This window comes from Pseudomonas sp. HS-18, from assembly GCF_020401845.1.
Taxonomy (GTDB): domain Bacteria; phylum Pseudomonadota; class Gammaproteobacteria; order Pseudomonadales; family Pseudomonadaceae; genus Pseudomonas; species Pseudomonas nitroreducens.
On the sequence record NZ_CP084413.1, the window covers coordinates 612,797 to 634,771 of the forward strand.

Annotated in this window: 19 protein-coding genes; 12 read left to right on the forward strand and 7 right to left on the reverse strand. The window is 65.1% G+C overall.

The genetic code is table 11. From position 1 onward, the window contains the following. Nucleotides 1-41: 41 nt before the first annotated feature. The 6 genes from LDJ84_RS02845 to LDJ84_RS02870 form a co-directional block, all read right to left on the reverse strand. Nucleotides 42-866, reverse strand: a complete 825-nt coding sequence (locus tag LDJ84_RS02845; RefSeq protein ID WP_024763606.1) for a symmetrical bis(5'-nucleosyl)-tetraphosphatase — start codon at nucleotides 864-866, stop codon at nucleotides 42-44. Next, nucleotides 866-1,246 carry a Co2+/Mg2+ efflux protein ApaG gene (gene apaG, locus LDJ84_RS02850; RefSeq protein ID WP_024763605.1) on the reverse strand — a complete coding sequence of 127 codons (381 nt, stop codon included), beginning with the start codon at nucleotides 1,244-1,246 and terminating at the stop codon, nucleotides 866-868. Before apaG ends, LDJ84_RS02845 begins: the two co-directional genes overlap by 1 nt. Further along, nucleotides 1,243-2,070, reverse strand: a complete 828-nt coding sequence (gene rsmA, locus LDJ84_RS02855) for a 16S rRNA (adenine(1518)-N(6)/adenine(1519)-N(6))-dimethyltransferase RsmA (RefSeq protein WP_037012842.1) — start codon at nucleotides 2,068-2,070, stop codon at nucleotides 1,243-1,245. The genes apaG and rsmA overlap by 4 nt, the downstream gene beginning before the upstream one ends. Nucleotides 2,071-2,186: 116 nt before the next feature. Continuing rightward, nucleotides 2,187-3,188 carry a 4-hydroxythreonine-4-phosphate dehydrogenase PdxA gene (pdxA, locus tag LDJ84_RS02860; RefSeq protein WP_226045879.1) on the reverse strand — a complete coding sequence of 334 codons (1,002 nt, stop codon included), beginning with the start codon at nucleotides 3,186-3,188 and terminating at the stop codon, nucleotides 2,187-2,189. A 111-nt stretch (nucleotides 3,189-3,299) separates the two neighbouring features. Beyond that, nucleotides 3,300-4,592: a peptidylprolyl isomerase gene (locus tag LDJ84_RS02865; protein ID WP_089285796.1), complete on the reverse strand. Its 1,293-nt coding sequence runs from the start codon at nucleotides 4,590-4,592 to the stop codon at nucleotides 3,300-3,302. Continuing rightward, the gene (locus tag LDJ84_RS02870; RefSeq protein ID WP_226045880.1) at nucleotides 4,573-7,341 is read right to left on the reverse strand and encodes an LPS-assembly protein LptD; all 2,769 of its coding nucleotides are present in this window, start codon (nucleotides 7,339-7,341) and stop codon (nucleotides 4,573-4,575) included. The genes LDJ84_RS02865 and LDJ84_RS02870 overlap by 20 nt, the downstream gene beginning before the upstream one ends. 129 nt (nucleotides 7,342-7,470) lie before the next feature. Here LDJ84_RS02870 and LDJ84_RS02875 point away from each other — a divergent pair, with 129 nt between their 5' ends. Genes LDJ84_RS02875 through LDJ84_RS02885 form a run of 3 tightly spaced genes read left to right on the forward strand, consistent with a single transcriptional unit; the run spans nucleotide 7,471 to nucleotide 9,930 of the window. After that, nucleotides 7,471-8,493 (forward strand): aminoglycoside phosphotransferase family protein, encoded by a 1,023-nt coding sequence (locus tag LDJ84_RS02875; protein ID WP_024763602.1) that lies wholly within the window; start codon nucleotides 7,471-7,473, stop codon nucleotides 8,491-8,493. Beyond that, nucleotides 8,490-9,164 (forward strand): N-acetylmuramate alpha-1-phosphate uridylyltransferase MurU, encoded by a 675-nt coding sequence (gene murU, locus LDJ84_RS02880; RefSeq protein ID WP_024763601.1) that lies wholly within the window; start codon nucleotides 8,490-8,492, stop codon nucleotides 9,162-9,164. The genes LDJ84_RS02875 and murU overlap by 4 nt, the downstream gene beginning before the upstream one ends. 1 nt (nucleotide 9,165) lies before the next feature. Next, nucleotides 9,166-9,930 carry a DnaJ domain-containing protein gene (locus tag LDJ84_RS02885; protein ID WP_065085705.1) on the forward strand — a complete coding sequence of 255 codons (765 nt, stop codon included), beginning with the start codon at nucleotides 9,166-9,168 and terminating at the stop codon, nucleotides 9,928-9,930. A 1-nt stretch (nucleotide 9,931) separates the two neighbouring features. Here LDJ84_RS02885 and LDJ84_RS02890 read toward each other — a convergent pair whose 3' ends face one another. Continuing rightward, the gene (locus LDJ84_RS02890) at nucleotides 9,932-10,984 is read right to left on the reverse strand and encodes an alpha/beta hydrolase family protein (RefSeq protein ID WP_226045881.1); all 1,053 of its coding nucleotides are present in this window, start codon (nucleotides 10,982-10,984) and stop codon (nucleotides 9,932-9,934) included. Nucleotides 10,985-11,151: 167 nt separating this feature from the next. Here LDJ84_RS02890 and LDJ84_RS02895 point away from each other — a divergent pair, with 167 nt between their 5' ends. From LDJ84_RS02895 to LDJ84_RS02935, 9 genes are all read left to right on the forward strand, one after another. Continuing rightward, nucleotides 11,152-13,563, forward strand: a complete 2,412-nt coding sequence (locus tag LDJ84_RS02895) for a PAS domain S-box protein (protein WP_226045882.1) — start codon at nucleotides 11,152-11,154, stop codon at nucleotides 13,561-13,563. Nucleotides 13,564-13,631: 68 nt separating this feature from the next. Next, nucleotides 13,632-14,261: a response regulator transcription factor gene (locus LDJ84_RS02900; protein WP_024763597.1), complete on the forward strand. Its 630-nt coding sequence runs from the start codon at nucleotides 13,632-13,634 to the stop codon at nucleotides 14,259-14,261. 164 nt (nucleotides 14,262-14,425) lie between these two features. Beyond that, on the forward strand, nucleotides 14,426-15,463 hold the full coding sequence (locus LDJ84_RS02905; protein WP_226045883.1) for an ABC transporter substrate-binding protein: 1,038 nt from the start codon (nucleotides 14,426-14,428) through the stop codon (nucleotides 15,461-15,463). A gap of 180 nt (nucleotides 15,464-15,643) precedes the next feature. After that, nucleotides 15,644-16,753: an ABC transporter ATP-binding protein gene (locus tag LDJ84_RS02910; RefSeq protein ID WP_024763595.1), complete on the forward strand. Its 1,110-nt coding sequence runs from the start codon at nucleotides 15,644-15,646 to the stop codon at nucleotides 16,751-16,753. 68 nt (nucleotides 16,754-16,821) lie between these two features. Further along, a complete protein-coding gene (locus LDJ84_RS02915; protein ID WP_024763594.1) occupies nucleotides 16,822-17,871 on the forward strand; it encodes an ABC transporter substrate-binding protein in 1,050 nt (349 codons plus the stop codon). A gap of 229 nt (nucleotides 17,872-18,100) precedes the next feature. Then, a complete protein-coding gene (locus tag LDJ84_RS02920; RefSeq protein WP_024763593.1) occupies nucleotides 18,101-19,348 on the forward strand; it encodes an ABC transporter permease in 1,248 nt (415 codons plus the stop codon). 13 nt (nucleotides 19,349-19,361) lie between these two features. Further along, the gene (locus LDJ84_RS02925) at nucleotides 19,362-20,189 is read left to right on the forward strand and encodes an ABC transporter permease (protein WP_024763592.1); all 828 of its coding nucleotides are present in this window, start codon (nucleotides 19,362-19,364) and stop codon (nucleotides 20,187-20,189) included. A 192-nt stretch (nucleotides 20,190-20,381) separates the two neighbouring features. Beyond that, nucleotides 20,382-21,056: a ribulose-phosphate 3-epimerase gene (gene rpe / locus LDJ84_RS02930; protein ID WP_038803512.1), complete on the forward strand. Its 675-nt coding sequence runs from the start codon at nucleotides 20,382-20,384 to the stop codon at nucleotides 21,054-21,056. Beyond that, nucleotides 21,056-21,874 (forward strand): phosphoglycolate phosphatase, encoded by an 819-nt coding sequence (locus tag LDJ84_RS02935; RefSeq protein ID WP_038803513.1) that lies wholly within the window; start codon nucleotides 21,056-21,058, stop codon nucleotides 21,872-21,874. The genes rpe and LDJ84_RS02935 overlap by 1 nt, the downstream gene beginning before the upstream one ends. Nucleotides 21,875-21,975: the final 101 nt, after the last annotated feature.

Consider the following 21,975-nt stretch of genomic DNA (forward strand, 5'->3'; position numbering starts at 1 on the left):
GTAGTACCTCGCAAGGCGCGGGGCCTGTGGCCCCGCTGCAATCATTCTGGTTTATCGGCGCAGCTGCACTGGATGCGCTCGAAGGTATCGACGTTCATCAGCGTCATGCTGCCGCCCCACACACAGCCGGTGTCCAGGGCAAACAGGCCGGGGACGTCGCACTGGCCTTCCAGCGCGGCCCAGTGGCCGAAGATGATCTTGCGCCCGGCGGCCTTGCGCTCGGCATAGCTGAACCAGGGCGCGTAGCCGGGCGGCGCGGTGTCCAGGCCTTCCTTGGACTTCAGGTCGAGCTTGCCGTCCGGGGTGCAGAAGCGCATGCGCGTGAAATAGTTGGTGATCACCCGCAGTCGCGCTATGCCGTTGAGCTTCTTGTCCCACTTGGCCGGCTCGTTGCCGTACATGCCATCGAGGAACATCGGCAACTGAGTGTCGTCGCGCAGAGCGGCTTCGACTTCGGCGGCGCGCTGCAGGGCCTTGTCGATGTCCCACTGCGGCGGGATGCCGGCGTGTACGAGGGTGATGTCGCGAACGGCGTCGTGATGGACCAACGGCATCTGCCGCAGCCATTCGATCAGTTGTGCGCAATCCGGCGCCTCGACGATCTCGCGCAGGGTGTCGTTCTTCTTCAGGCGCTCGGCGTTGTAGGCCACGGCGATCAGGTGCAGGTCATGGTTGCCCAGCACGCAGACCAGCGATTCGCGCATGCCATGGAGGAAGCGCAGGGTTTCCAGCGACGCCGGACCGCGGTTGACCAGGTCGCCCACCAGCCAGAGCTTGTCCTGGGCCGGGTCGAACCTCACCTGCTCCAGCAGGCACTTGAGCGGCTCCAGGCAGCCTTGCAGGTCGCCTACGGCGTAGGTGGCCATCAGTGCAGCGCCCCGGGGACGGCGAGGCGGAACGCCGGGATCTCGGCATCGAAGTGGTGGCCGTCGGTGGCGACCATCTGGTAGCTGCCGTGCATGCTGCCGACCTTGGTCGCCATCACGGTGCCGCTGGTGTAGGTGTGGCTGGCCCCCGGGTCGATCAGCGGCTTTTCGCCAACGACGCCGGCGCCGCGGACTTCCTGCACGTGGCCATCGCCGTCGGTGATGATCCAGTGGCGGGTCAGCAGCTTGGCGGCCAACTCGCCGTGGTTGTGGATGGTCACGGTATAGGCGAACACGTAGCGCTGCTGCTCCGGCTGCGATTGCTCGGGCAGGTGGCGGGTGGTGACGCTGACGCTGACCTGGTAGCGGGGATCGCTCATGCGCTCGGTCCTTGCTCGGCTTCCGGGTTGGTTTCGCTGTAACGGTTAGCCAGGCTGACGAAGTCGGCGACGCTCAGTTGCTCCGGACGCAGGGTCGGGTCGACGCCGGCGGCTTCGATGTCCTCGACGCTCATGAGCGTACGCAGGGTGTTGCGCAGGGTCTTGCGGCGCTGGTTGAAGGCTTCGCGGACGATGCGTTCCAGCACGCGGTGATCCTTGGCCGGATGGGGCGGTTCAGCGTAGGGCACCAGCCGGACGATGGCCGACTCGACCTTGGGCGGCGGGTTGAACGCGCCGGGGCCGACGGTGAACAGGTAATCCACCCGGCAGAAGTACTGCACCATGATCGACAGGCGGCCCCAGTCGCCGTTGCCCGGCTCGGCGGCCAGGCGCTCCACCACTTCCTTCTGCAGCATGAAGTGCATGTCCTGGATCAGCGAGGCATGGTCCAGGAGATGGAAGATCAATGGGGTGGAGATGTTGTAGGGCAGGTTGCCGACCACGCGCAACTTGTCCTCGGGGGAGGCGATCAGGCTGGAGAAGTCGAACTTCATCGCATCGCCCTGGTGCAGGCTGAAGTTGGGCTTCAGACCGAAGCGCCATTTCAGGTGCGGGATCAGGTCCAGGTCCAGCTCGATCACATCGAGCTTCGCGCCGCTGTCCACCAGGCCTTCGGTCAGGGCGCCCTGGCCTGGGCCGATTTCCAGCAGGTGCTGGCCTTCCTTGGCGGCGATGGCGCGGAGGATCTTGTGGATCACCCCGGCGTCGTGCAGGAAGTTCTGCCCAAAGCGTTTACGGGCGCGGTGCTGGAAGAGTTCGGACATCGAAGGCTCCGGAGAGCAGCCGGACGCCTGAGGCGGCCAGCTGGAGGCGGAAAAACCATCAGTTTACCAGTCCGCGACGGCCAGCACGAAACGCTGGCCGAACGGAATGCTGGTGATCAGCCTTTCGCGGCGCCGGCTTCGGCCATCTGGTAGGCGGTTTCCAGGGCAACCTGCAGGCTGCCGCTGTCGATCCGACCGGTGCCGGCAAGGTCCAGCGCGGTGCCGTGGTCCACTGAGGTGCGGATGATGGGCAGGCCCAGCGTGACGTTCACTGCCGCGCCGAACCCCTTGTACTTGAGCACCGGCAGGCCCTGGTCGTGGTACATCGCCAGCACGGCGTCGCAGTGCTCGAGGTGCTTGGGGGTGAACAGGGTGTCGGCCGGCAGCGGGCCGATCAGCTGCATGCCCTCGGTGCGCAGGCGCTCCAGCGTTGGCTCGATTACGTCGATCTCTTCGCAGCCGAGGTGGCCGCCTTCGCCTGCGTGGGGGTTCAGGCCGCAGACCAGGATGCGCGGGTTGGCCAGGCCGAACTTGTCGCGCAGGTCGGCGTACAGGATGCGGGTGACGCGCTCCAGGCGATCCGGGGTGATGGCATCGGCGATCTGCCGCAGCGGCAGGTGGGTGGTCACCAGGGCAACGCGCAGGCCGCGGGTGGCGAGCATCATCACTACCTGGGCGGTGTGGGTGAGATCGGCGAGGAACTCGGTATGGCCGGAGAAGGCGATGCCGGCTTCGTTGATGACGCCCTTGTGCACGGGGGCGGTGATCATCCCGGCGAAATGCCCGTCCAGGCAGCCCTGGCCGGCGCGGGTGAGGGTTTCCAGCACATAGGCGGCGTTGGCCTGGTTCAGCATGCCCGGTTCGACCGGCGCTGCCAGCGGGGTGTCCCAGACATAAAGGCTGCCGGCCGGAGCAGCGACATCGGGCCAGTTGCCGGGGCCGACTTCCTGCAGGTCGATGTTCAGTCCCAGCAGCGCGGCACGCTCTGCCAGCAGTTCACGACTGGCGACGGCAACCAGCGGATGCGGTTGAGTTTCGCGGGCCAGCAGCAGGCAGAGGTCGGGACCGATGCCGGCGGGCTCGCCGGGAGTGAGGGCGAAAAGGTGGGAAGTGCTCATGGATGACTCTCGAATCAGGATTTACCGCGGATGTTCCTACTCTACGACGAAGCTTCCTGCAGGCAAAAAGAAACCCGGCCATGGCCGGGTTTCTTCGTAGCGACGCGCTGCTTACTGCTTGATCTCGACGTAGGCTTCGTCGCGGATCTGGCGCAGCCAGGCCTGCAGTTCCTCGTCGTACTTGCGTGCGCGCAGGGTCTGGGCGGCTTGTTGCTCGCGGAACTTGTCGCTGCTGTCGGTAGCGCGGCGGCCGAGGACTTCCAGCACGTGCCAGCCGAACGGCGAGCGGAACGGCTTGGTGACCTGGCCTTGCGGCGCATTGTTCATCACGTCGCGGAATTCCGGTACCAGGGATTCCGGGTCGACCCAGTTGAGGTCGCCGCCGTTGAGCTTGGAGCCCGGGTCTTCGGAGAATTTCTTCGCCAGGTCGCTGAAGCTCTCGCCGGCCTGGATGCGCTCGTAGAGCTTCTCGGCCAGACGCTGGGTTTCTTCTTCGCTGCGAATCTCGCTGGGCTTGAGCAGGATATGGCGGACGTGGACTTCGTCACGCAGCATCTTGCTGCCACCGCGCTTCTCTTCCAGCTTGATGATGATGAAACCGCCCGGGGTGCGGACCGGCTCGGTCACGTCGCCCACGGCCAAGGTGCCAACCATGCTGTCGAACGGCGAGGGCAGCTGGGCGGCCTTGCGCCAACCGATCTCGCCGCCTTCCAGGGCGTTGTCGCCGGCCGAGCGGGAGACCGCCAGTTGGCCGAAGTCCGCGCCCTGCTTGAGCTGCTGGTACATCTCCTGGGCCTGGCGAGCTGCAGCCTGCACGGTTTCCGGCGAAGCGCTGTCGGGTACCGGGATCAGGATATTGGCCAGGCGGTATTCTTCCGAGAGCTGGATCTTGCCCAGGTCGGAGGCCAGGAAGTTCTGTACTTCCTGCTCGCTGACCTGGATGCGCTCGGCCACACGGCGCTGGCGCACACGGCTGATGATCATCTCGCGACGCACCTGCTCGCGGGCCTCGTCGTAGGACAGGCCGTCGTGGGCGAGGGCGGCACGGAACTGGTCCAGGCTCATGTTGTTGCGCTGGGCAATGGTGCCCATCGCCTGGTTCAGTTCTTCATCGGTAATGCGCACACCGGAGCGGTCACCGATCTGCAGCTGGATGTTTTCGATGATCAGACGCTCGAGCACCTGCTGGGTCAGCACGTGCTCGGGCGGCAGCGGCGCGCCGCGTTTCTGGATGGTTGCACGGACTTCGCGCAGGCGCTGGTCCAGCTGGCTCTGCATCACCACGTCGTTGTCGACGATGGCGACCACACGGTCCAGCGGGACTACTTCGGCGTGCACGACGGAACTTGCCAACAGCGCGCCCAGCATCAGCGGGCGCAGGGCCTTACATAGCATTGTCTTCACGTTGACGATAACCCTGGATACCTTGGTCGAGGAAGCCTTCCACCTGGTTGCCAACCACGCCGCCAAGGCCTTTCAAGATGATTTGAAGGAATACACCGCGGTCGGCCTTGGACGTGGAGGTCACGAATTCCTCGTCGTCATAGTCGACCCAGTAGCGATTGATCAGGCGCAGCTTCCAGCAGCAGCTGTCGTACTCGAAGCCGCCGAAGGCTTCCAGTGTGCGGCTCTGGTTGTAGTCGAACTGCCAGCGGCCGATGGCGGCCCACTGCGGCAGGACCGGCCAGATGAACGAGAGATCATGCTGTTCGATCTTGTACTCGTCGCTGCCGTACTCGAACTGACCGGTGTTCGGGTTGAAGCGCTTGCTGTCCGCACGGTAGCGGTAGCCGGCGTTCAGCACCTTGCGAGGATCGGCTTCGGGCTGATAGTGGAACATCAGGTTGCCGTTGTCGGTGTGGTGCGTGTTCGGGTTCCAGTTGAAGTCCGAGCTGGCGAACCAGTCATGGTTGAAGCGATAGATGCCGGTGAGCGCGTAGGGCGAGCGCCAGGTATCGGCGTCCGGGTTCTTCGCACCGCTGGCGGCCAGGTCGTCTTCGGTCAGGCCTGGCAGCTGTACGCGGCGGTCGCTGAAGTAGTAGATCTGGCCGGCGGCGATGTAGGCGCGCTCGAAGCCGTTGTCTTCGATGAAGCGCGAACCCAGGCCGAGGGACAGCTGGTTGGCGTCGCCGATGCGGTCGCGGCCGGTGAAGCGGTTCTCACGCCACAGCGAGTCGTAGCTGAAGGTGAACTCGCCGGTATCGAAGGTCGGCAGGTTGTCCTGGTTCTTGTACGGGACGTACAGGTACATCGCCCGCGGTTCCAGGGTCTGGCGGAACTTGGTGCCGGCGAAGGTCGTGTCGCGGTCGAAGTACAGGCCGCTGTCCAGCTTGGCCAGGCCCAGGGAACGGTCCGGACTGCTGTCGTAATCGATGTACGACGGCAGCGTGGCTTTGCCTTTCCCGTCCAGGTCCAGGTCGTACTTGGTGTACAGCGCCTTGACCGTCGGGGTCATGAAGCCCCAGCTGCGGTTCATCGGCAGGCTGACGCCCGGTTCAGCGTGGAAACGATCGCCGGTAGCCCGTGCCAGGCCCAGGATGTTGGTGTCCGGTCGCGGGTATAGCGTCGGGTTGTCGACATCAATCCGGTAATAGCCTTCATCCAGGTCACGATCGAAGCGTACGGCCTCGGTGCTGTAGGTGAAGTTCAGGCCACCCGGGTTGAACGGCAGTCGGCCGTCCAGGGTGAGCTGCGGCAGGCGATCGTACGGGGTGACGTCGGTCACGGTCGCCAACTGGTAGGACTGCGCGTTCAGTTTGGCGGTGTAGCTGTCGCCGCGGTAGGTCAGGATGCCCTGCTGGTTGACGTAGGTCGGCGAACCGATACCCAGCGAGGTATCCAGATCCTGGAAGTAGTAGGGGTCGCTGATGCGGGTGTAGTCGACCTGCGCCATCAGGCGCGAATCCAGGCCGCTGACGTTCTTCCAGCCGTACAGCCAACGGGTGTCGGTATACTGCGGGAAGTCCTTGCGGTCGTCGTTCTTATCGTTCAGGTAAGCGGCGTTGACCTGGCCTTCGCTGCTGTGGGTCAGGTAGCGGAACTCGCCTTCCATCAGCAGGCCGCGCTTGACCATGTAGTGCGGGTACAAAGTGGCGTCGTAGTTGGGCGCCAGGTTGAAGTAGTACGGCGTGGTCAGGGTGAAACCGGTGTCGGTCGAGCTGGCGAAGGAAGGCGCCAGGAAGCCGGACTGACGACGGTTGTCGATGGGGAAATAGATGTACGGGGTGTAGAAGACCGGAATGTCCTTCACCCGCAGGGTCGCGTTGGTCGCAGTGCCGAAACCGGTGGCCGGGTTCAGCTTGATGTTGTTGCCCTTGACGACCCAGGCGTTGCTGCCCGGTTCGCAGCGGGTGTAGGTACCGTCCTTGAGCTGGATGATCGCGTCTTCCTGGCGCTTGGCGTATAGCGCGCTGCCGCGGATCTGCGCCTGGTGCATGACGTACTCGGCGTTGTCGATCTTCGCCGCGCCGTTGTCCAGCTGCAGTTCGGCATGGTCGCCGACGATCAGCGCGCCGTTGTCGCGTAGCTTGACGTTGCCGACCAGTTCACCGCGATTCTCGGCCTGGTGCAGGTTGGCCTCGTCGGCCTCCACCTGCATGCTGCCCTGGCGCAGGACCACGTTACCCGCGAGGGTGGCGACCTGCTTTTCCTGCTCGTAGCGGGAAACCTTCGCCGAAACGTAGGTCGGGGCCTCGTCGTTCGGCGTCTTGTCGTTCATGCCTGGACGTACCGGCTCGACATAGGCGCCGCTGCAGTACGGGCCCATTTCGGCCTGTTGGGCAGCGGTGAGCTTGTCGCGGGGGATCCAGTCGAGGTGGCTGTAGTCGCTGCTGCGCGACTTCAGGCCGCGGCCGCCGGACTCGGTGACCAGTTGTTTCGGCTCTTCGCCAGCGGCGCTGCTCGAGCTGCCCGAGGACTTCGAGCTGCTCGCGGCCGTGCCGCCAGCGCTGACGGAGGTGGCCCCATGCTGTGGGCGCGGTACTGTGCTGGCGCTGTTCTGCGAGGAGCAGTCCCAGGCGCCGGATGCGGAGGGCTGGCAGGCGAACTGCTCGCCGGGCGCCGCGGTCACAGTGGCGAGCGGTTGGATAGCCAGCAGGCCACCGGTCACCAGTAAGGGGAATTTTCTACGGAACACGGGGAAATTCACTGCCATCTTGTTAATCCGGGCTTCCTGCGAGCCTTCAGCCCAAAACGGGCCGCACGCCTATCGATGGGCTCAAAAAGATGCTGGATAATAAAGCATGACCCGCGCAACGGCTAGCGCCGTGGAGAACCCCGAAAAATGACCGAGGATGCTCGTTACCAGCAGATGATCCGCTGGTTGGACTTGAGTTTGCCCGCAGTGTTCAACGTGCAAGGCTGGGGGCAGGTGCCCGAGGCCAGCCTCACTGCGGCCAGCAGCGACGCCAGTTTCCGCCGTTATTTTCGCTGGCAGGGCGCCGGCCGCAGCCTGATCGTGATGGACGCGCCACCGCCCCAGGAAGACTGCCGGCCCTTCATCAAGGTCGCCGGCCTGCTGGCCGAGGCCGGCGTGCACGTTCCGAAGATTCTGGCCGAGGATGTCGAGCAGGGATTCCTGCTGCTCGATGATCTCGGGCGTCAGACTTACCTGGATGTGCTCACTGCGCAGAATGCCGAGGAACTGTTCGAGAACGCCCTGGATGCCCTGGTGGCCTTCCAGCAGGTCGATGTCGCCCAGCGCCTGCCTGCCTACGACGAAGCCCTGTTGCGCCGCGAGCTGCAGTTGTTCCCCGACTGGTACCTGCAGCGCCATCTGGGCGTGACCCTGGAGGGCGAGCAACTCGCTCGCTGGGAGCGCACCTGCGACCTGCTGGTCCGCAGCGCCCTGGCGCAGCCGCGCGTACTGGTGCACCGCGACTACATGCCGCGCAACCTGATGCTCAGCGAGCCGAACCCCGGCATCCTCGATTTCCAGGATGCGGTCTACGGTCCGGTGACCTACGACGTGACCTGCCTTTATAAGGACGCCTTCCTCAGTTGGCCGGAACCGCGCGTCCACGACGGCCTCTCGCGCTACTGGCGCAAGGCCCAGGCAGCCGGTATTCCGCTGCCGGAGAACTTCGAGACCTTCTTCCGCGCCAGCGACCTGATGGGTGCCCAGCGTCATCTGAAGGTGATCGGCATCTTCGCGCGCATCTGCCATCGCGATGGCAAGCCTCGCTACCTGGGCGATGTGCCACGCTTCTTCCGCTACCTGGAAAGCGTCATCGCGCGCCGGCCGGAGTTGGGCGACCTCGCCGCGCTGCTGGCCAGCCTGCCCAAAGACGAGACCCACCCCGCATGAAGGCCATGATCCTCGCCGCGGGCAAGGGCGAGCGCCTGCGCCCGCTGACCCTGCACACACCCAAGCCGCTGGTGCGCGCTGGCGGCGTGCCGCTGATCGAGTACCAGTTGCGGGCGTTGCGCCAGGCCGGCTTCGATCAGCTGGTGATCAACCACGCCTGGCTCGGCCAGCAGATCGAAGACCACCTGGGTGATGGCGCGCCCTTTGGCGTGAGCATCCGCTACTCGTCCGAAGGCGAGCCGCTGGAAACTGGCGGCGGCATCGTCAAGGCGCTGCCTCTGCTGGGCGACGACGCCTTCGTCATCGCCAACGGTGACATCTGGACCGACTTCGATTACGCAAGCCTGCACGGTGCGCTGGCCGAGGGCGACCTGGCGCACCTGGTGCTGGTGGACAATCCCGGCCACCACGCTCGGGGTGATTTCTGCCTGCATGACGGTCGCGTCAGTGACTACCGCGAAGGCCAGCCGAGCCTGACCTACAGCGGCATCGCCATTCTACGTCCGCAGCTGTTCGACGGCTGCCAGCCCGGCGCGTTCAAGCTGGCGCCGCTGCTGCGCCAGGCGATGGAAGCAGGGCGCGTGAGTGGCGTGCACCATCGTGGCCGCTGGATCGATGTCGGCACCCACGAGCGCCTGGCAGATGTCGAACGCCAGTTGGCGGAGGGCTGAGGTGTTCTGGCCGGGGACCCTGGTGGGCGTCATCGCCGGATGGGCATTGGCGAGCATTCCGGGCGCCATGCTCGGTGCGTTGCTGGGCCAGGTGCTCGACCGGCGCCTGAAGCAGCGCACCTGGCGGGGGCTGCTGGAGCAGTTGCGCGGTGGTCCTCGGGTCGGTGACCAGGAGTTGCTCTTCCTGCTGCTCGGCCGTCTGGCCAAGAGCCGCGGTCGCGTGGTCGATGCGCACATCCAGCAGGCGCGTTCTGAAATGCAGCGTCTGCAACTGGATGACAAGGCCCGTCGCCAGGCCATCGATGCCTTCGGTCGCGGCAAGCTGGGGGGAGAGTTGCTCGACGTCGGCTTGCGCCAGCGGCAGGGCCAGGAGGCCACTGCCGAAGGGCTGATACAGGCGTGTTGGCGCATGGTCTGGGCGGGCGGCGCGCCGAACGCTGCGCAGAAGAACCTGCTGCTGCAGTGGGGCGATTCACTGGGGCTTTCTCGCTCCAGGGTGTTGGCGATGTCGTCCGGTGCCGAGCCGCCCAAGCCGCCGGCTACTCCGCGCGAATCCTATACCGGAGCGCTGCGACTGCTGGGCGTGACGGCAGAGAGCGAGCCGGAGGAGATCAAGCGCGCCTACCGCAAGCTGATCAGCCAGAACCACCCGGACAAGCTCGAAGGCATGGGTGCCAGCCCCGAGCGGATTGCTGCGGCGACCAACAAGACCCGCGAGATCCAGGCGGCCTACCTGCTGGTGCGCCAGCGTCGCGGCTTCCGCTGACTCAGGGCTGCTCGATGGGCTCCAGGTGCATCGACAGCCAGCCGCGGATGCGCCGGTAAAGTTGCTCCTGCTCGGTGCCTAGGTCGGCTGGCAGGGCGCTCATGCCGATCTGCACATAGTTGGGGGCTTTCTGCCGCTTGCTCGCTTGCAGGCGCAGTTTGGCTGCCGCTACATCGGTTGACTTGTCCTTGTAGTAGAAATCGCCGGTGGCGAGGTTCAGCAAGGGGACGGTCTCGTCCAGCGACGGTTTGAAGTCGCGCGGCATCTCCGGCGCCACCAGCAGCAGGTTCTTGATGTCCGCCGGTGCGCGCTCGCCCAGGTAGCGAGTGGCCCAATAGGCGCCCGTACCGTGACCAAGCAGGACGATGGTCCTGGGTTTGTGCTGCTGCGCCAGCTCGACCGCTGCCTGGACGCGGGACAGCACCCGTTCGGCGTGGGCCTTGCGCAGTTCCACCGGGTCGGTGGGCGGTGGCGGGGCTTCCGGGCTGGCCTGGGCGGGTTCTGCACTGCCGGTCTCGGCGGTGCTTTCCGGAGTAGGCGTCGCGCTGCCTTGGCTACCTTTCACTTCCGGCTTGCTGGCGCTGTCGGCGGCGGAGGCGTCGGTATCGGCGCTGGCCTTGTCGGGCGATTCCTTCGGGCGTGGAATTGGCGCGGTGCTCTGCGGGTCGGGCAGCGTGATGGCCAGAGTCTGCCAGCCGGCATCGGGCAGCTTGCGCCGTAACGGACTGATCGCTACCGGCCAGTCGGCACTTTCGCCATCGCCGGGGATGAGGATCACAGCGCCTTGCGCGTCGGCGGTATTGGCGGGAAGCCAGAGGGCAAGGAAGGTTTCGTCACCGGCCTTGAGTTCCTGCCGCTCACTTTCTGGGAGTTGGCGCACCAGACCGTTGGCTTCATCCTGGCTGCGCTCGTTCACTGCCTGGCGCACCACCGGTGCCGTGGCCGGTTTTTCGTCGGTGGCTTGCTTGGCATCTTCGGCCCGACTGATGCCCAGCGGCGACAGGCCGAGGGTCAGGCAAAGGGCGAGAAGCGTCGGTCGAGACAAATGCGGCATCGGTGATATCCCTGTCTGGCGGGCAGCACGCGGCGGGGCGCGAGTGCGGCCAGCCTAGCGGCTTGTATTAGCTTTGTCAGGCGCAGGCGTGCCGGGTTCAACCGGGGTTGCGGTAAGGTATGCCGGCCCTTTGCTTTGACCCGAGTGAAACCCATGGTGTTGTCGGCATGAGTCGTGTGTTCTGGAAAGCCTGCCTGGCGTGGTTCCTGTGCCTGCCGCTGCTGGCCGTGGCGGAAACCGCCGTGCCGCCACTGGCGCTGGACGAAGCGCAGCGCGCCTGGCTTGCCGAGCATCCGCAACTGCGCGTGGGCGCCGTACTGGAGGCGCCCTATGTGCAACAGGATCGCCGGCTGCAGCAGCTCTCCGGGGCCAACGTGGAATTGCTGGAATGGCTGGCCAAGGCCATGGGGGTCAGCCTCGAGTGGCACACCTACCCGGACCAGGCCGCGTTGGAGCGAGCCGTGCACAGCGGCGAAATCGACCTGGCACCCGGCGTCAGCCAGACGCCCTCGACCCTTCGCGACTGGCTGTTCTCCGATCCCTATCTGCGCGTACCGCGGCTGGTGGTGGGCGACCGCCGCAGCGGTACGTCCGTGGAGCTGGACAACCTGCGCGAGGGCGAATCGGTCTCTGTGCGGGGGCCCGGCCCGGTGGTGGAGTACCTGCGCAGTACCTATTCGGGCTTGACCCTGCAGATCGTCGACAGCGACCGCGAAGTGCTGCGCAAGGTGCTGGGCCGCGAGGCCAATTACGCGGTGATCGATGAGGCGCAGCTGGCGCGGCTGACCCGCGAAACCGAATTCACCGGCCTCTGGGTGGTGGCCGACATCGGCTATCCGCAATTGCTGCGCGTGGCGACGCGGCGCGGCTTGCCGGAATTGGCCGGGATCATCGACGCGGCCCTGCGCGCGGTGCCGGCCAAGGACCTCGACCAGCTCCACGAACGCTGGCTGCAACCGACCTACCCGCGTCTGGGCTCCTCGCCCGGCTTCTGGCAGAACCTCTGCATCCTGCTCGGCCTGCTGCTTTTGTTCGCCGTTGCTGCGCTGCTCTGGCTGCGTCGGCAGCACCGTGCATTGGAGTCGCGCCTGCTGGCGGCACGCCGCGACATCGAACTGCGCCAGGCCGCCGAGCAGGCATTGCGCCTGACCCAGTTCGCCATCGACAGCAGCACCGTCGGCATCCTCTGGGTCAACTGGGACAGCCATGTGCGCTACGCCAACCGCGCCGCCGAGGAGCTGCTCGGTTATGCCGCGGGCGCCGTGGTGGATCGGCCGCTGGCAGACTTCGAGCCGACGCTAAACATGGACCGCTGGCTCAACCTCTGGCGCCGTGCGCGCAACGCCGACGAAGCTCCGCTGAGCTTCGAAACCCGCTGCCTGCGCGCCGACGGCCAATGGCTGCCGGCCGACGTCTCGCTGAGCTTCCTGCGCTTCGGTGATTCGGAGTACCTGCTGGTCTTCCTCAGCGACGTCACCGAGCGCCGCCGCGCCCGCGCTGCGCTGGAAGAGAGCGAGGCCCGCCTGCAGGGCATCGCCGCCAACGTGCCGGGGCTGGTGTTCCGCCTGGAGCCCAATGCGCCGGACGATGACTCCGATTTCGCCTACATCAGCTTCATCACTGGCGGCAGCGAAACCTCGCTGGGTTACTCGCCCGGTTACCTGCGCGAAAGCGGCCTGGGCATCATGGGCCTGGTGCACCCGTCCGAGCGCGAAGGCTATCTCGCCAGCCAGCTCGAGGCAGTAGAGGGCCGGCGCAACTGGCTGTGGCAGGGCCGCATCCTCACCCGCAGCAACGAGCCACGTTGGGTCGACATCAAGGCGACGGTGCGGACCCTGGACGACGGTCGTTCGGCCTGGGACGGCGTGGTCTGGGACATCACCGAGCATAAGCAGATTGAACTCGAACTGCAGGATTCCCGCGCGCAACTGCGCGAGCTCTCGGCGCATCTGGAGAGCGTGCGGGAGGAGGAGAAAGCACGCATCGCCCGCGAGGTGCACGATGAACTGGGCCAGGTGCTTACCGTGCTGAAGCTGGAAACCTCGATGTGCGAACTGGCCTATGGCGAACTGGACGCGGGCCTGCGCGAGCGCCTGGATAACATGAAGCGTCTTATCGCCCAGTTGTTCCAGCTGGTGCGCGATGTGGCCACTGCGCTGCGCCCGCCGATCCTTGATGCCGGCATCGGTTCGGCGGTGGAGTGGCAGGCGCGCCGCTTCGAATCGCGCACGCAGATTCCCTGCCTGGTGGAGGTGCCGGAGAACCCGCCGGAGCTGTCGGACGCCAAGGCCATCGGACTGTTCCGCATCCTCCAGGAGGCGCTGACCAATGTGATGCGCCATGCCCAGGCGCATACTGTGGAACTGCAGCTGAGCGTCGAGGGCAGCGAGCTGTGCCTGCGTATCGCCGATGACGGCGTGGGCTTCGATCCGCAGGCCACGCGCCAGGGTGTTTCCTTCGGCCTGGTGGGTATGCGCGAGCGGGTGCTGATGTTCGGCGGCACCCTGCAGATCGACAGCCAGCCTGGGGAGGGCACCACGCTGTGGATCCGGGTGCCGCTGCGCTCCCGAAGCGCCTAACCGGGGACAACGGCATCGGCATCGATAACGACAATGACAATGACAAGTGCGAAGCGGGAGGAAGGGCAGTGATTCGAGTGCTGGTGGCGGAAGACCATACGATCGTGCGCGAGGGCATCAAGCAACTGATCGGCATGGCCAAGGACCTGCAGGTGGTCGGCGAGGCCACCAATGGTGAGCAACTGCTCGAGAACCTGCGCCAGACCCCCTGCGAAGTGGTCCTGCTGGATATCTCGATGCCCGGCGTCAACGGCCTTGAGGCCATCCCGCGTATCCGCGCGTTGAACAATCCGCCGGCGATCCTGATGTTGTCGATGCACGACGAGGTGCAGATGGTCGCCCGCGCGCTGAAGGTCGGCGCCGCTGGCTACGCCACCAAGGACAGCGACCCGGCGCTGCTGCTCACGGCGATCCGCAAGGTCGCCAGCGGTGGCCGCTACATCGACCCGGACCTCGCCGACCGCATGGTCTTCGAAGTCGGCCTCACCGATTCGCGGCCGCCCCATGCGCTGCTTTCCGAGCGCGAGTTCTCGGTGTTCGAGCGCCTGGTGCACGGCGAGGGCGTCAACGAGATCGCCCAGCAACTGGCGGTCAGCAGCAAGACCATCAGTACCCACAAGGCGCGGCTGATGCAGAAACTCAATGCCAACTCGGTGGCCGATCTGGTGCGCTACGCCATGGAGCACAAGCTCGTCTGACCGACCCGTGCCGCCGGTTTGATCTGCGGCAGATGGCTCGCTGAATTTTCCCTTCACTCTGTGCGACGTGTCCGATTTCTGTAACAAACCGTCTATCTAGCGGGCGTGAGGCAGGGAATCATTGCCCGCTTCATGCGGTACGTCGTGATAACAAGGAGAAGAAGATGTTGCGAGCGGTAAGGGGAGGGCTGCTGTTCGGCCTGCTGGGGAGCGCTGCGATGCCGGCGCTGGCGGACTACGTTACGGTGATTTCCTTCGGTGGCGCGAACAAGGAAGCCCAGGAGGCGGCCTTCTACAAACCGTTCAAGGAAGTGACCGGCAACGCCGTCGTCCACGGCTCCTACAACGGCGACCTGGCCAAGCTCAAGCGCATGGTGGAAATCAGCCACGTGTCCTGGGACGTGGTGGAAGTCGAGGCCCCCGAACTCGCGCGCGGCTGCGAGGAAGGGCTGTTCATGAAGCTTGACCCCAAGACCCTGGGCAACACCGCCGATTTCGTTCCCGGCGCAGTGCAGCCATGCGGCGTCGGCATCTTCGTCTGGACCACGCTGCTGGCCTACAACCAGAACAAGCTGCAGGGCACGCCCAGCAGTTGGGCGGATTTCTGGGACACGAAGAAATTCCCCGGCAAGCGCGGCCTGCGCTGGGGCGCGAAGTACAGCCTGGAATTCGCCCTGATGGCCGATGGTGTCTCGCCCAGGGACGTCTACAAGGTGCTCGCGACCAATGACGGAGTGGATCGCGCCTTCCGCAAGCTCGACGAACTGAAGCCGAACATCAACTGGTGGAAATCCGGGCAGGACCCGGTCCGTGATCTCGCCGACGGCACCGTGGTGATGAGCTCCGCCTACAACGGCCGGATTGCCGCCGCGCAGGGCGAGCAGAAGGGCTTCCGCATGGTCTGGGCCGGCGGTATCTACGACTTCGATTTCTGGGCGCTGCCCTCGGGCGTGTTCAAGAAGGAACTGGCCGAGCAATTCGTCAACTTCGCCGGCCAGCCGCAACAGCAGAAGGCCTTCGCCGAAAACATTTCCTACGGCCCGACCAACCGCAAGGCGGTGGAGCTGCTGGCGCCGGACGTGGCTGCCAACCTGCCGACCGCGCCGCAGAACATCGCCAATGCCGTCGGCATGGACGTGGCGTTCTGGGCCGAGCACGGCGATGCGCTGGAGAAGCGCTTCCAGGCCTGGGCCAAGCGCTGATCCGCAGACTGCCGACCAATAGCTGGTCGGCAGTTGGTTTCCCTGATTTTTGTAGGGCGATCCCTACAAAGCATCCTCTCTAAGCCTTATAGCAATCTCTCATACCGCCCGATTTGCGCGCGGGTCCAGCTTCTCTAGGCTTGAGATCAACGGCATTTACAAAAAAACAAAGGTGCGGTGATGGCCGAGAATCAGGCAAACGATGTGCTGGTGAGTTTCCGTGGCGTGCAGAAGAGCTACGACGGCGAATCCCTCATCGTGAAGGACCTCAATCTGGACATTCGCAAAGGCGAATTCCTGACACTGCTGGGGCCGTCCGGTTCCGGCAAGACCACCAGCCTGATGATGCTGGCCGGTTTCGAAACTCCTACCGCCGGTGAAATCCAGCTCGCCGGCCGCGCCATCAACAACGTCCCCCCGCACAAGCGCGACATCGGCATGGTGTTCCAGAACTATGCGCTGTTCCCGCACATGACGGTGGCCGAGAACCTGGCCTTCCCGCTCTCCGTGCGTGGCATGAGCAAGACCGACGTCAGCGAGCGCGTGAAGCGTGCGCTGTCGATGGTCCAGCTCGACACCTTCGCCGGCCGTTATCCCGCCCAGCTTTCCGGTGGCCAGCAGCAACGTGTGGCCCTGGCCCGCGCGCTGGTCTTCGAGCCGCAACTGGTGCTGATGGACGAACCCCTGGGTGCGCTGGATAAACAGCTGCGTGAACACATGCAGATGGAGATCAAGCACATCCACCAGCGCCTGGGCGTGACCGTGGTCTACGTGACCCACGACCAGGGCGAAGCCCTGACCATGTCCGACCGCGTGGCCGTGTTCCACCAGGGCGAGATCCAGCAGATCGCCCCGCCGGCCGAGCTCTACGAGCACCCGCGCAACTCCTTCGTCGCCAACTTCATTGGCGAGAACAACCGCATCGCCGGCCAGCTCCAGGCCCGCGATGGCGACCGCTGCACCGTTGGCCTGGCCCGTGGCGAGAAGGTCGAGGCGCTGGCGGTCAACGTCGGCAATGTCGGCGACACCGTCAGCCTGTCGATCCGCCCAGAGCGCGTGCGCCTCAACGGCCACAGTGAAAACTGCGTGAACCGCTTCTCCGGCCGTGTCGCCGAATTCATCTACCTGGGCGACCACGTGCGCATTCGCCTGGAGGTCTGCGGCCGTACCGATTTCTTCGTCAAACAGCCGATCGCCGAGCTCGATCCCGCGCTCAGTGTTGGCGACGTGGTTCCGCTGGGCTGGGAAGTCGAGCACGTCCGCGCGCTCGACCCTCTGTCCGCGGCGTAACGAAAGCGGACCGGCCACTCCCGGACGCATCCAAGAAAAACAAACTGCACACTGTGGAGACAACAATAATGTCGAAGTCCTTGAAAGCATCGGGGCTCAAACTCGCAGCGCTGACTCTGGGCGTGGCCTTTGCGGCCCAGTCCATGGCCGCCACCGACCTGACCGTGGTGTCCTTCGGCGGTGCCAACAAGAACGCCCAGGTGAAGGCGTTCTACGAGCCCTACGAAAAATCCACCGGCAACAAGATCGTCGCCGGCGAATACAACGGCGAGATGGCCAAGGTGAAGGCCATGGTCGACACCAACAGCGTCTCCTGGGACCTGGTGGAAGTCGAATCGCCGGAACTGGCCCGCGGCTGTGACGAAGGCCTGTTCGAAGAAATCGACCCGGCCATCCTCGGCAAGGCCGAAGACTATGTGCCGGGCGCCGTCAGCAACTGCGGCGTCGGCTTCTTCGTCTGGTCCACCGTGCTGGCCTACAACGCCGACAAACTGAAGAGCGCGCCGACCAGTTGGGCCGATTTCTGGGACACCCAGAAATTCCCGGGCAAGCGCGGCCTGCGCAAGGGCGCCAAGTACACCCTGGAATTCGCCCTGATGGCCGACGGTGTCGCGCCCAAGGACGTCTACAAGGTGCTGGCCACCAAAGAAGGCCAGGACCGCGCCTTCAAGAAACTCGACCAGATCAAGCCGAACATCCAGTGGTGGGAAGCCGGCGCCCAGCCGCCGCAGTACCTCGCCTCCGGTGACGTGGTCATGAGCTCTGCCTACAACGGCCGCATCGCCGCCGTGCAGAAAGAGAGCAACCTGAAGATCGTCTGGAACGGCGGCATCTACGACTTCGACGCCTGGGCCATCCCCAAAGGCGCCAAGAAGAAGGACGAGAGCCTGAAGTTCATCGCCTTCTCGGTCCAGCCCGAGCAGCAGAAGACCTACTCCGAGAACATCGCCTACGGCCCGGTCAACAAGAACGCCGTACCGCTGCTGAGTAAGGACCTGCTGAAAGACATGCCGACCACCCCGGAAAACATGCAGGGCCAGGTGGGCATGGACGTGACCTTCTGGGCTGACTACGGCGAGCAGCTGGAGCAGCGCTTCAACGCCTGGGCTGCCAAGTAAGAGTCGCCGGCAAAACTGTTCTGGCGTTGTTGCCTGGCCGGGTACTGTCTGCAGCCAGGCGCCTAGCCAGAACCGCTTCGCTCAGTTTTGTCGACGACTCGCGTAACGTCCTAACCGTCGCGGCTGCCCGAGCCGCGACGGACCGGAGCCGCCGTTCCCCCTCGCGGCGGCTCCTCCTGACACCACACCTTGGCCGCTCCTAAGGCGGCCTGTTTTACCGGAGTTCGCTATGGCCACCGCTGTGTCTCTGAACGAGGTCGCCGGCCCCACCCTCAAGCAGCGCCTGGCGCGCGCGGAGCGGATGAACCGTCTGAAGTCCCAGGCGCTGGTGCTGCCCCTGCTGGTCTTCCTGCTGCTGACCTTCCTGGTGCCCATTGCGGCGCTGCTCTACAAGAGCGTGAACAACCCCGAGGTCGTCGGCGCGATGCCGCTGACGGTCAATGCCATCGCTGAATGGGACGGCAAATCGCTGCCCTCGGACGCGGTGTACAAGGCGCTGAGCGAAGACCTGGTCGCTGCGCGCAAGAACCAGACCATCGGTGACCTGTCCAAGCGCCTGAACATGGAGCTGGCCGGTTACCGCAGCCTGCTGTCCAAGACTGCCCGCGCGCTGCCGTTCAAGGAGCAGCCGGCGTCGTACAAGGACGCCATGGAAGCCCTCGACGAGCGCTGGGGCGACCCGGCCTACTGGCAGGCGATCCGCCGCAACGCCAGCTCCGTCACGCCCTATTACCTGCTGGCGGCGCTCGATCACCGCATCGACGACCTGGGCGAGATTGCCCGCGCCACGCCTGACCAGTCGATCTACCTGGACATCTTCGCCCGCACCTTCTGGATGGGCGCGGTGATCACCCTGATCTGCCTGGCGCTGGCCTACCCGCTGGCCTACCTGCTGGCGATCCTGCCGACGCGCAAGTCCAACCTGCTGATGATCATGGTGCTGCTGCCGTTCTGGACCTCGATCCTGGTGCGCGTCGCTGCGTGGATCGTGCTGCTGCAGTCGGGCGGCCTGATCAACGGCGCGCTGCTGAAGATGGGCCTGATCGACCAGCCGCTGCAGCTCGTGTTCAACCGCACCGGCGTGTACATCTCCATGGTGCACATCATGCTGCCGTTCATGATCCTGCCGATCTACAGCGTGATGAAGGGCATTTCCCCCAGCTACATGCGCGCCGCGATTTCCCTGGGCTGCCACCCGTTCGCCAGCTTCTGGAAGGTGTACTTCCCGCAGACCGTGGCCGGTGTCGGCGCCGGTTGCCTGCTGGTGTTCATCCTGTCGATCGGCTACTACATCACCCCGGCGCTGCTGGGCAGCCCGAACGACCAGATGGTCAGCTACTTCGTCGCCTTCTACACCAACACCACCATCAACTGGGGCATGGCCACGGCCCTGGGCGGCCTGCTGCTGTTCGCCACCCTGGTGCTCTATGTGATCTATGGCTGGCTGGTGGGCGCGAGCCGCCTGCGCCTGGGCTGATGAGGAGAAGAAGATGCTGAGCCCCTACATGTCCCCGATCGAGCGCGTGTGGTTCTACACCCTGCGCATCCTCTGCGGCCTGATCCTGCTGTTCCTGGTGCTGCCGGTACTGGTCATCGTGCCGCTGTCGTTCAACTCCGGCACCTTCCTGGTCTACCCGCTGCAGGGCTTCTCCCTGCGCTGGTACGCCGACTTCTTCAACTCTGCCGAGTGGATGCGCGCGCTGACCAACAGCATCATCGTCGCCCCGGCGGCCACCGTGCTGGCGATGGTCTTCGGCACCCTGGCGTCAATTGGCCTGACCCGCGGCGACTTCCGCGGCAAGGCGCTGATCATGAGCCTGGTGATCTCGCCGATGGTCGTGCCGGTGGTGATCATCGGCGTGGCCAGCTACCTGTTCTTCGCGCCGCTGGGCCTGGGCAACAGCTATATCTCGTTGATCATCGTCCACGCGGTGCTCGGTGTGCCCTTCGTCATCATCACCGTGTCGGCGACCCTGCAGGGCTTCAACTACAACCTGGTGCGCGCCGCCGCCAGCCTGGGCGCGCCGCCGGTGCTGACCTTCTTCAAGGTCACCCTGCCGCTGATCGCTCCCGGCGTGATTTCCGGTGCGCTGTTCGCCTTCGCCACGTCCTTCGATGAAGTCGTGGTGACCCTGTTCCTTGCCGGCCCCGAGCAGGCCACCCTGCCGCGTCAGATGTTCAGCGGCATCCGCGAGAACCTCAGCCCGACCATCGCCGCCGCGGCGACCCTGCTGATCGGTTTCTCCGTCCTGCTCCTGCTGACCCTCGAGTGGCTGCGCGGCCGCAGCGAGAAACTGCGTACCGCCCCGACTTCCTGAGTTCACAGTGTTTCGCGGACGTTCCCGTCGCCGTGCTCACCCACGGCGGCGGGACCGGTCCGCGATTTTTTTTTGCCTGAATTTCCGCCTGGGCTTGCCCCGCTCGGCATCGACTATCGGCCCAGTCCCCTTCCAGCCGTCCGAGCGGCTACAATGCGCGCCATCCGTGATTTCCGCCCACAGAGGTGTGCCATGCAACCCTACGCCATCGCTCCGTCGATCCTGTCCGCCGATTTCGCCCGTCTGGGCGAGGACGTCGACAAGGTGCTCGCCGCCGGCGCCGACATCGTCCACTTCGATGTGATGGACAACCACTACGTGCCGAACCTGACCATCGGCCCGATGGTCTGTACGGCCCTGCGCAAGTACGGCGTCACCGCGCCTATCGACGTGCACCTGATGGTTTCCCCGGTGGATCGCATCATCGGCGACTTCATCGAAGCCGGCGCCACCTACATCACCTTCCACCCCGAAGCCACCCAGCACATCGACCGCTCCCTGCAACTGATCAAGGACGGTGGCTGCAAGGCCGGGCTGGTATTCAACCCGGCCACCCCGCTGGACGCGCTGAAGTACGTGATGGACAAGATCGACATGGTCCTGCTGATGAGCGTGAACCCCGGCTTCGGCGGGCAGAAGTTCATCCCCGGCACCCTCGACAAGCTGCGTGAAGCCCGCGCGCTGATCGACGCTTCCGGACGCGATATCCGCCTGGAAATCGACGGCGGGGTGAACGTTAAGAACATCCGCGAGATCGCCGCTGCTGGCGCCGACACCTTCGTCGCCGGTTCCGCCATCTTCAACGCACCGGACTACGCCGAGGTCATTCGCGCCATGCATGCCGAGCTGGCGCAGGCGCGCCAGTGATGAGCGCTGCACAACTGCCGTTCGCCGGGCTGCCGCGTCTGGTGATGTTCGACCTGGACGGCACCCTGGTGGACTCGGTCCCCGACCTCGCCGCGGCGGTGGACAAGATGCTGCTGGCGCTCGGGCGCCAGCCGGCCGGCCTGGACGCCGTGCGTCACTGGGTCGGCAACGGCGCGCGCGTGCTGGTGCGCCGCGCCCTGGCGGGCGACATCGAGCATGAAAGTGTCAGCGAGGAAGACACCGAGCGCGCGCTGGAACTCTTCATGGACGCCTACGCCGACAGCCACGCGTTGACCGTGGTCTACCCCGGCGTCATCGAGACGCTGAAGTGGCTGAAGAAGCGCGGCGTCGAGCTGGCGCTGATCACCAACAAGCCCGAGCGCTTCGTCGGCCCGCTGCTGGACGAGATGAAGCTGGGCAAGTTCTTCCGCTGGATCATCGGCGGCGACACCCTGCCGCAGCAGAAGCCCGACCCGGCCGCGCTGCTGTTCGTAATGAAGATGGCCGGTGTATCGGCAGAGCAGGCGCTGTTCGTCGGCGACTCGCGCAACGACATCCTTGCGGCCAAGGCCGCCGGCGTGCGCAGCGTTGGCCTGAGCTACGGCTACAACCACGGCCGCCCCATTGCCGAAGAAACCCCGACGCTGGTGCTCGACGACCTGCGCCATCTGCTGCCTTGCTTCGACTCGGGCAAAGCGATAGTGTTGCCCGACTCCGCTTCAAAACCCGCTCAGCGAGACAGCACCGTGGAAACGGCTCCCCACACACTCTGGATGAAAGTCATCAAGGCCCTGGCCCGCTGGCGCTGGCGCGCCTGACATCCTTTGGCCGGTACGACCGGCGTGTGTGCACCCAAGTCCGTTTCCCCCTCAGAGCCCGTTTACTATCTGCTGCGCGTCGGCGGCACTGCGTTGAAATC